At 37.4% G+C, this 7791-nt stretch carries 9 protein-coding genes (1 of these 9 only partly in view); 7 read left to right on the top strand and 2 right to left on the bottom strand.

Features of this window, described 5'->3' with window-relative positions:
* Both ftsZ and A994_RS09895 read right to left on the bottom strand, forming a co-directional pair.
* A protein-coding gene (gene ftsZ, locus A994_RS09900) for a cell division protein FtsZ (RefSeq protein ID WP_004031401.1) crosses the window boundary here: on the bottom strand, nt 1–337 show its 5' end (the start). It extends 812 nt beyond the left edge of the window; 337 of the gene's 1149 nt are visible here — the first part of the coding sequence; the start codon lies at nt 335–337; its stop codon lies off the left edge, out of view.
* 230 nt (nt 338–567) lie between these two features.
* Nucleotides 568–1131, bottom strand: a complete 564-nt coding sequence (locus A994_RS09895) for a pyruvate kinase alpha/beta domain-containing protein (protein WP_004031399.1) — start codon at nt 1129–1131, stop codon at nt 568–570.
* 547 nt (nt 1132–1678) lie between these two features.
* On the opposite strand from A994_RS09895, the gene comA reads away from it, so the two are divergent.
* The 7 genes from comA (at nt 1679) to A994_RS09860 (ending at nt 7644) form a co-directional block, all read left to right on the top strand.
* Nucleotides 1679–2455, top strand: coding sequence for a phosphosulfolactate synthase (gene comA / locus A994_RS09890; RefSeq protein ID WP_004031397.1), 777 nt, complete (start codon nt 1679–1681; stop codon nt 2453–2455).
* The gene (locus A994_RS09885; RefSeq protein WP_004031395.1) at nt 2452–3228 is read left to right on the top strand and encodes an ATP-binding cassette domain-containing protein; all 777 of its coding nucleotides are present in this window, start codon (nt 2452–2454) and stop codon (nt 3226–3228) included. Before comA ends, A994_RS09885 begins: the two co-directional genes overlap by 4 nt.
* A gap of 146 nt (nt 3229–3374) precedes the next feature.
* Nucleotides 3375–4076 (top strand): GTP-binding protein, encoded by a 702-nt coding sequence (locus A994_RS09880; RefSeq protein WP_004031393.1) that lies wholly within the window; start codon nt 3375–3377, stop codon nt 4074–4076.
* A gap of 93 nt (nt 4077–4169) precedes the next feature.
* Complete coding sequence (locus A994_RS09875; protein WP_004031391.1) at nt 4170–4856, top strand: (Fe-S)-binding protein; 687 nt, start codon at nt 4170–4172, stop codon at nt 4854–4856.
* A 187-nt stretch (nt 4857–5043) separates the two neighbouring features.
* On the top strand, nt 5044–5895 hold the full coding sequence (locus A994_RS09870; protein ID WP_004031390.1) for a coenzyme F420-0:L-glutamate ligase: 852 nt from the start codon (nt 5044–5046) through the stop codon (nt 5893–5895).
* 397 nt (nt 5896–6292) lie between these two features.
* On the top strand, nt 6293–6805 hold the full coding sequence (tfe, locus tag A994_RS09865) for a transcription factor E (protein WP_272942738.1): 513 nt from the start codon (nt 6293–6295) through the stop codon (nt 6803–6805).
* Between the two features lie 317 nt (nt 6806–7122).
* Nucleotides 7123–7644: a TIGR00295 family protein gene (locus A994_RS09860; RefSeq protein ID WP_004031385.1), complete on the top strand. Its 522-nt coding sequence runs from the start codon at nt 7123–7125 to the stop codon at nt 7642–7644.
* Nucleotides 7645–7791: the final 147 nt, after the last annotated feature.

Here is a 7791-nt window from a genome sequence, read left to right as displayed (position 1 = left end):
ATTCTTCTCCGACTTCGGGCATGCCCCCGGCACCCAGTCCTCCGCAGGTACTTCTACCTATTAGTATTTTCTTATCGGCGACTGAGTAAAACAGATCCTGTGCATCAGTGTTCATGGAAATGGTTTCGGCTCCTTCAATACCGATTTCAGTTAACCTGGAAACAGTATTGTTTCCACCTCCTCCAGTTCCAACAACACAGATCTTAGCTCGACTTCGATGAATGATGTCTTCTAACTCTTGGTCGATGCTACTATCATATCCACGACGCTCTGCGGATGCCTTTCTATCCCTTCTTTTTTCGGATTCCTTTATGGTATTGTCTATAATAGATTTCAATCTCTACCCCCACAGTAAATGTTGGTTATCTTAAATGTGTTATTGTACTAACTTATATTTAAAAGCAACGGTTATTTAACCAATAATTTACCACCAATTAAAGAATTTTTGACTAATTTCCGAAGATCATCTCCAACATCCAACCGGGAAGTGATTGTGAACTCACCCATTTCACAACATTGACAACCGAACCAGTGGAGGGCAACATCAACAGTTGGAATCACTAGACCTTAAGGTCGAGGCATAGCAATGATTTCATTTATCTTTAGGTCAAAGAAGTTACCCATGTGTGCTGGCTTCAAAACCACAGCAGTATCCACGCCTTTAGCAGTACCACCTATGGCTATTACTTCTTTATCAGTGGGTATAAGCCCAGCGTCGGCTGCCATTACACTGATCTCCACACAAACCTTTATTCCCTGTGAAAATAGCCGTAAAGTGCCTGCAATGATTTCAACAGGGGTGATACCTCCAAATTTGTTACTTATACCCCTTCCCACGCCACTGAGAGAGTGGGATCCTATGTATATAGGTACACCTGCTTCTTCCAGTTTTTTAGTATATTCTGGATTCAGTTCCAGGTCATCTCCACCCCGGAATCCTGCATGGTGAGTGATACTAACTACCTGTGCAGCGGGTATGTTTTCTAAAACTTTAACACTGGTTAACCCGGATACTGATGCCACCACAATATTTTCAATTCCAAGTTCTTCTTTCCTTTCTTTGACCAGCTCTATTACTTTATCCGTGTTTTCTGCACCCGCTTTTTCGAAATAAACGATCTTTTTTTCCATAATTTACCCTCCTAACATCTTAATTGTGTATTTTCATGAAATGAATAGGTCTGTATTTGATTTTAATGAATTACATATTAAGTGCGTATATAATCAAAGTCCGCAATATTAAATTCAGATAATTTAAATTCAAATAATTCTAATTATATTAATGGGCTTATTTTAAGTAATTAAGTTTATAATTTTAGTGAATTTAATTTAACGGAAATTTTAATCGAATTGGCCCAATATAAAATTACAAGATGATTTTGGTTTAAAAATATTTTTTCTGCTATTCATTATGCTGTTACAAGTATGGTCTTTAAAATACTTTAAATATAAACGACTATTTACATATGTGATACAATTGTTTATGAACTATTAAAATCAAGGTAAAAATCTTCATGTGAATAAATCGATCATGAGATATGGATTTAAATTTAATTCGAATATATGGAGTAAATTTAATATATAGAGTAAAAATTCAATAAAAATAAAGTTTTAATGAGTGTTAAAATTAAGACTCGTATTAAACCTACTAAAAAAGGTTAAAAAAGCCGTGATGATAATGAATGCTTTTGATTTTCTCACACCTCAGCGCAACCCTAAAAATGGGACCGGGATTACCATGATGTTAGATAAGGGAATTGGCCCGGTTTCTTTGATAGATATCCTTGAAATTTCAGGAAGATATGTTGATCTGGCAAAGTTTGGTTGGGGGACCTCTGCCATTCACAACCGTGAAATGATCAAGGAAAAGGTGGAAATTTATCGTTCTTACGAGATTAACCCTTATCCCGGTGGGACCCTGTTTGAAATTGCCTATATCCAAAATAAGTTTGATGAATTTTTGGATGAAGCAGACAAACTGGGATTTGGAGCAGTGGAGATATCGGATGGAACCATTGAAATTTCCCCGGAAGAGCGGGCAGATATAATCTCCATTGTGAAAGAAAGGGGATTTTTGACCATAACTGAAGTGGGAAAAAAGGATCCTGAGAAGGACCATCTACTAACTGCAAATGATCGTCTGGAACTGGTTAATCAGGACCTGAAATCTGGTGCTGACCTGGTTTTAATGGAAGCCAGGGAAGGGGGGAAGGGTATAGGTCTTTTTGATGATCAGGGGGCAGTTAAGGAAGATAAGTTAAAAATACTGAGTGAAGGTGCTGATATAGAGAAAATAATATGGGAAGCTCCCCAGAAGAATCAACAAGCATACTTCATACTAAAATTTGGTGCCAATGTTAATTTAGGTAATATTCCTCCAGATGAGATCACAGCCCTGGAAACCATGCGATTGGGACTCAGAGGAGACACTTTAGGAAAGGTGAATCTGGGATGATAGAAGAAATAACCATATTAGGCGGTTTTGATAAGCAGGAAAATGAGGAACCCGTCAAAAAAGTAGTAATCAAGAGAGGTGAAATATTTGGAGTGGTCGGACCCACTGGAAGTGGTAAAAGCTCTCTAATTGGTGATATTGAACAGCTCTCTCAAAAAGACACATTTTCCCGGAGGAAAATTCTGGTCAATGGTGAAGAACCCAGCTACGAGGATCGAACCAACCCCCGAAAGAAGATGGTGGCCCAGCTATCCCAAAACATGAATTTCCTGGCAGATATGAGTGTGGGAGACTTCCTAAGTTTACATGCTAAGTGTCGTGGAGCCAGCAGTAAATGTGTAAATGCAGTTATTGATCTGGCCAACACATTAACCGGAGAACCCATAAAAAAGGACCATGACCTTACCATATTAAGTGGAGGGCAATCAAGAGCCCTTATGGTAGCAGACGTGGCCATAATCAGCAATTCCCCCATTGTCCTTATTGATGAAATAGAAAATGCAGGAATCCGTAAACACGACGCCCTGGAAGCACTGGCAGGACATGGTAAAGTGGTGATGGTGGTAACCCATGACCCGGTACTAGCCCTGATGACGGATAAAAGAATTGTAATGAAAAATGGTGGAATGCAGACCGTAATAGCCACCAGTGAAGAAGAAAAAGCAATATCTAAAAAATTAAATAAGATAGATGAGTTAATGCTAAATTTACGTGATAAAGTCCGTAATGGGGAAATTATCCAAGATATTGCAATAGAAGATCTAAAATTGTGAATAAAGATCTGGAAGTGTGAACAAAATCTGGAATTGCAAGTAATTGGTTGCAAAATGGAATTGCAAAATATACTCTGGATTTAAAATTTTAAGATAGGAATTGAACTTAAAAACAAATTATAATTACAAAAAAAATGGGGATTTTTATGAGAATGGTAATTGTTGCCGGAACACCTGGTTCTGGAAAAACTGCGGTTTTGATTCATGCTCTACGCAGTTTAAATGAAATGGGATTAAAATCAGCTGTGGTGAAAATAGACTGCCTTTACACTGATGATGATACTAAATTTGCCAAGATAGGTGTGCCAACTAAGGTGGGACTGTCCATGGACATGTGCCCTGATCACTACGCTATCTACAATCTGGAAGAAATGGTGGAATGGGCCGATGAAAACCAGTCCGAAATATTAGTAGTTGAAACAGCAGGATTATGCCATCGATGTGCACCTTTCACTGTGAATTCACTGGGAGTCTGTGTTATAGATGCCACCAGTGGCCCTAACACTCCACTCAAGGTAGGACCTTTCCTGAGCACAGCAGATATTGCAGTAATCACCAAGGGTGATATGATATCCCAGGCAGAAAGGGAGATATTCCGGGAACGGATTTTAGAAGTCAACCCTAAATGTAAAATAATAGAAGCCAATGGTTTAAGCGGTCAGGGCTGTGCTGAACTGGCTGATGAGATTATGAACTCACAGGAAGTCACCATAGAAGGTGAAAAACTACGACACTCCGCACCCCTGGCAGTGTGCACATTGTGTGTAGGAGAGACCAAGGTTAACAAGAAGTACCACCGGGGTATACTCCGCAGAATCAATGGATTCCAGAGTTATGAAGGGGAATAATTAAGAGAATAAAATTAACTGATTAAAAATTAAAAATTTAACTAATCCTTAGATGTTATAAAATTTCTAATTAATCCTTCAGGTGTTATACATATGAGTAAAGTTCCCGTTGATATTGCTCAGAAGAACAAGATTTTAATGTTGCTTCCTGGATACAACTGTGGTATCTGTGGATATGCACGTTGTGATGAATTTGCAGGAGCACTCATCCGGAAACGAGCACCACTTGAAAAGTGCCGTTTCATGTACCAGGAAATGTTTCAGGATGACCTGGCCAAGCTCCAGGAAATATTAAAAGAAACCAAAATAATCCCAGAAAAAGAGAAAATTGTGGGAGTTTTAGATGGATACGAAGCTGACATCATACTCAAACCTCTTCCAGAGGAAGAATCATGTAGAGAAACGCTCTACCCATTCACCAGAGAAGAGATAAAAGTTGGTGAAATCATAAGGTACCGTCCTCTGGGCTGTCCAATTATTCATTTCGCCAGAGTTCTGGATGAAAACCATGGTTTAATCACAGTCCACATGATTGGCCCCTGCCACCGCCTGGACTCAGAGGTTGAATTTAACTTTAAAGATGTAGGAGTATGTATGGTGGGTGGTTTCGAGGGAATTATTGAGGGTGAACTACCACGGGTTGGTGAAACAGTCCGGTTCTTACCCTACCATTGTATGATGCAGAAAGTTCACTCCGGTGTAGTGGTCCAACTGGAAGGTAGAAGAGCGATCATCGAAGGAATTGACCTTAAAGTATGGGCACCTCCAGTTAAGGGATAAACCCTTTACTTGAGATGTAATTTTTTTAATCGATGATAAATTTCCAGTAAATGAATAGGTCCTGATCAAATCATTCTATGCACGGTAAATCTCAAATTATAACCTACACCAACTTTAAACTTTCTTTCTTTATTTTATTGATATCATGAACCATACTCAACTTGAATCCTATCAAAAACAGGGATATATGGAATATTCCGAAGGAGAAAGCAGTTACCGGTTAATACCGGTTAACACTGATTATATCAAACCCGGAGAATCCTACGATGTTATAATTGGCCAGGCAGTGAGTCTTCTGGAAGATGGAGATTTTTTAGTAATCTCTGAAACCCCTTTAGCCGTATCCCAGGGGAGACTGGTGGATGAAGCTGAATTTAAACCATCAATCAGTGCATACTTCCTGGCGGACATATGGTCCAAATATTTATGGGGATACATCCTGGGCCCCTTACTGGGTATTAAAAAAAGAACCATTGAAAATCTTCGAAAACTTCCCCCAGAGGCTCGTTCTCATAAAGAAGTCATATTACATTATTATGGTTGGAAACACGCATTGAAACCAGCTTCTGAAGCAGGAGTGGATCTGAGCAACGCACCCGGAACTTGTGTTTCACTGTTACCAGATGATCCACAGGGCCTTTCAGAGGAAATTACAAGGAAAATCAAGCATATATCTGGTAAAAATGTAACGGTTATGGTCATTGACACAGATGCAACTTACAGAATTGGAAAAACAAAATTCACATCTCTCCCAGTTTCCATAAAAGGTATCCACAATAATTGGGGAGTTTTTGGATATTTATTAGGACGACTGGGACAGATAATTGGTCCCACGCCATTAGGTGTTTCCAAAGTGCGTAACATTGATGAAATTTTTCAAATAGCCATAGCAGCGGAAGAATACCAGGAAATTCATGCAAATAATATGGAAACAGTTTATGATATGCAAAAACTACTTGAAGGAGATGTTAACAACATAACCCTAGACATGCTTGATTCAATAACTCACACACCTGCAGTGATAGTCCGAAAAGCATGATAAATCCATTAAAATCTTGCATTAAAGAGTGATCCTCCTGATTTTTGGTTTTAAGAATGTGCCATTAAAAAAATATAAATACTATCTAGCTCAATATAGATAGTTAACCCAAGATATTTTTAACACCCATATATTAGCTCTATTTCAAAGAACACACTATCAAAACGTGGTTTTTGTTAATAACCCACGGGGTCTTTTATAGGGGCGGAGAGAGTCATTTTAGCTTTTCAGATTTAAGCAGCTAATTCACACCAAGGCGGGTGATATTTTAGCATGGCTTGGTTTGACCTATCCATTTTATGGTTGATTTCTTTCTCTCCAGATAGTAGATTAAATACTAAAACTAAATGATCCCGAAATACAAGAGTTGGATCCTGAAATACAAGAGCTGCTGAAAATGTCAAAACAGGAAGGAGGAAACGAGATGCTTGCAGATCCTAACGTGCAGGAGATTCTCATTGATGTTACTAAAGATGATGAGAATAGCATCCCCATTATTCAATGTTTATTGAATGGAAAAACAACTGATGAGGAAATTGCAGAGGAAACTGAAATTCGACTTAACATTGTAAGAAGAATATTATACAAACTATACGATGCAGGTGTGGCCAGTTATAAGAGAAGTAAGGATCCTGAAACTCAATGGTATACCTACAGCTGGAAATTTGAAGAAGAGAAGATCGCAGAGATTATATCCGAGAAATTTGATAAAATCTCCCGTGAAATTCATCAATCTTTGGAATATGAAGAAGATAACATGTTTTTTGTATGTCCCAATGGGTGTCGATACAACTTTGAAGAAGCTTCTGAAAGAAACTTCATATGTCCCGACTGCAACACCAACATGGAATTCCAGGATAACTCCTCAATAATAACCGAACTAAAGGAATTAAAGGAAAAAATGAGTTAAATATTTTTCCTATTATTCCATTCCTTAAGTTTAAACCAAAAACTATTTTCAGAAGTTACAGATTTTTTTAAAAAAACACAAAATTTCTCTCATAATACAGGTTTAATCCTATACATCCCTAAATACATTTTCTTATTCAGATTAAACCACATTAAATTCTAAAATCCAACTTAAATATACATTTAAGTTAAGATAACTTAAACATGGACTTAGATGGGGATAACTAAACTTTTAGGATAGGATAACTTACATAAGATTAGGGATAATAATTTTTTATATATAGAATAATTTTATTCTACCAATAAATGGGTGAATACTTGATTTTAAATGAATACACATCTTCCAATATTTTAGAAGAATTTAACTGTCCTTTATTTGTGATTGAACACTCTCAGGCAGTCCTTTCAAAGACAATCAAACTGGTAACTGATTTTGAATTGGATGTGGACCTGGATCTGGTTAAAACAGGGGCTATTCTTCATGATGTAGGTCGTTCCAGGACTAATGGAATAGATCATGCTATTGTTGGAGCAGAAATACTCAGAAGCAGAGCATTTCCCTTAGAAGTGGTTAGTATTGTGGAAAGGCATATTGGGGCAGGAATTAGTAAAAAAGAAGCATTAAATTTAGGATTACCTCCTAAAGATTATATTCCAATTACCATGGAGGAAAAGGTGGTGGCGCATGCTGACAACCTTATACACGGTACTAAAGAGGTTGATTTAGATTTTGTAATAAGAAAATGGAGAAAAAACCTGGGTGAAAACCATCCATCCATACCCAAAATCATAAAATTACACTCAGAACTTACCGGACAAGTTCCAGTCATTAAAATCTAGGAAATACCACTCATTATTAAGTAATTTTACTTTTAATTACTATTAACAGATTATTAACGTATTATCCTTAATATTTGATTATTAACCTTATACGTTATATTCATGCATGTGTTTTTATTAAAATTGGTTTTGTCATATTATTTTCAT

Origin of the sequence: Methanobacterium formicicum DSM 3637, from assembly GCF_000302455.1 — an archaeon.
In the GTDB taxonomy this organism is placed as follows: domain Archaea; phylum Methanobacteriota; class Methanobacteria; order Methanobacteriales; family Methanobacteriaceae; genus Methanobacterium; species Methanobacterium formicicum_A.
Note: the sequence above shows the minus strand (reverse complement) of the source record. Positions and strands in the feature narration are given on the sequence as shown.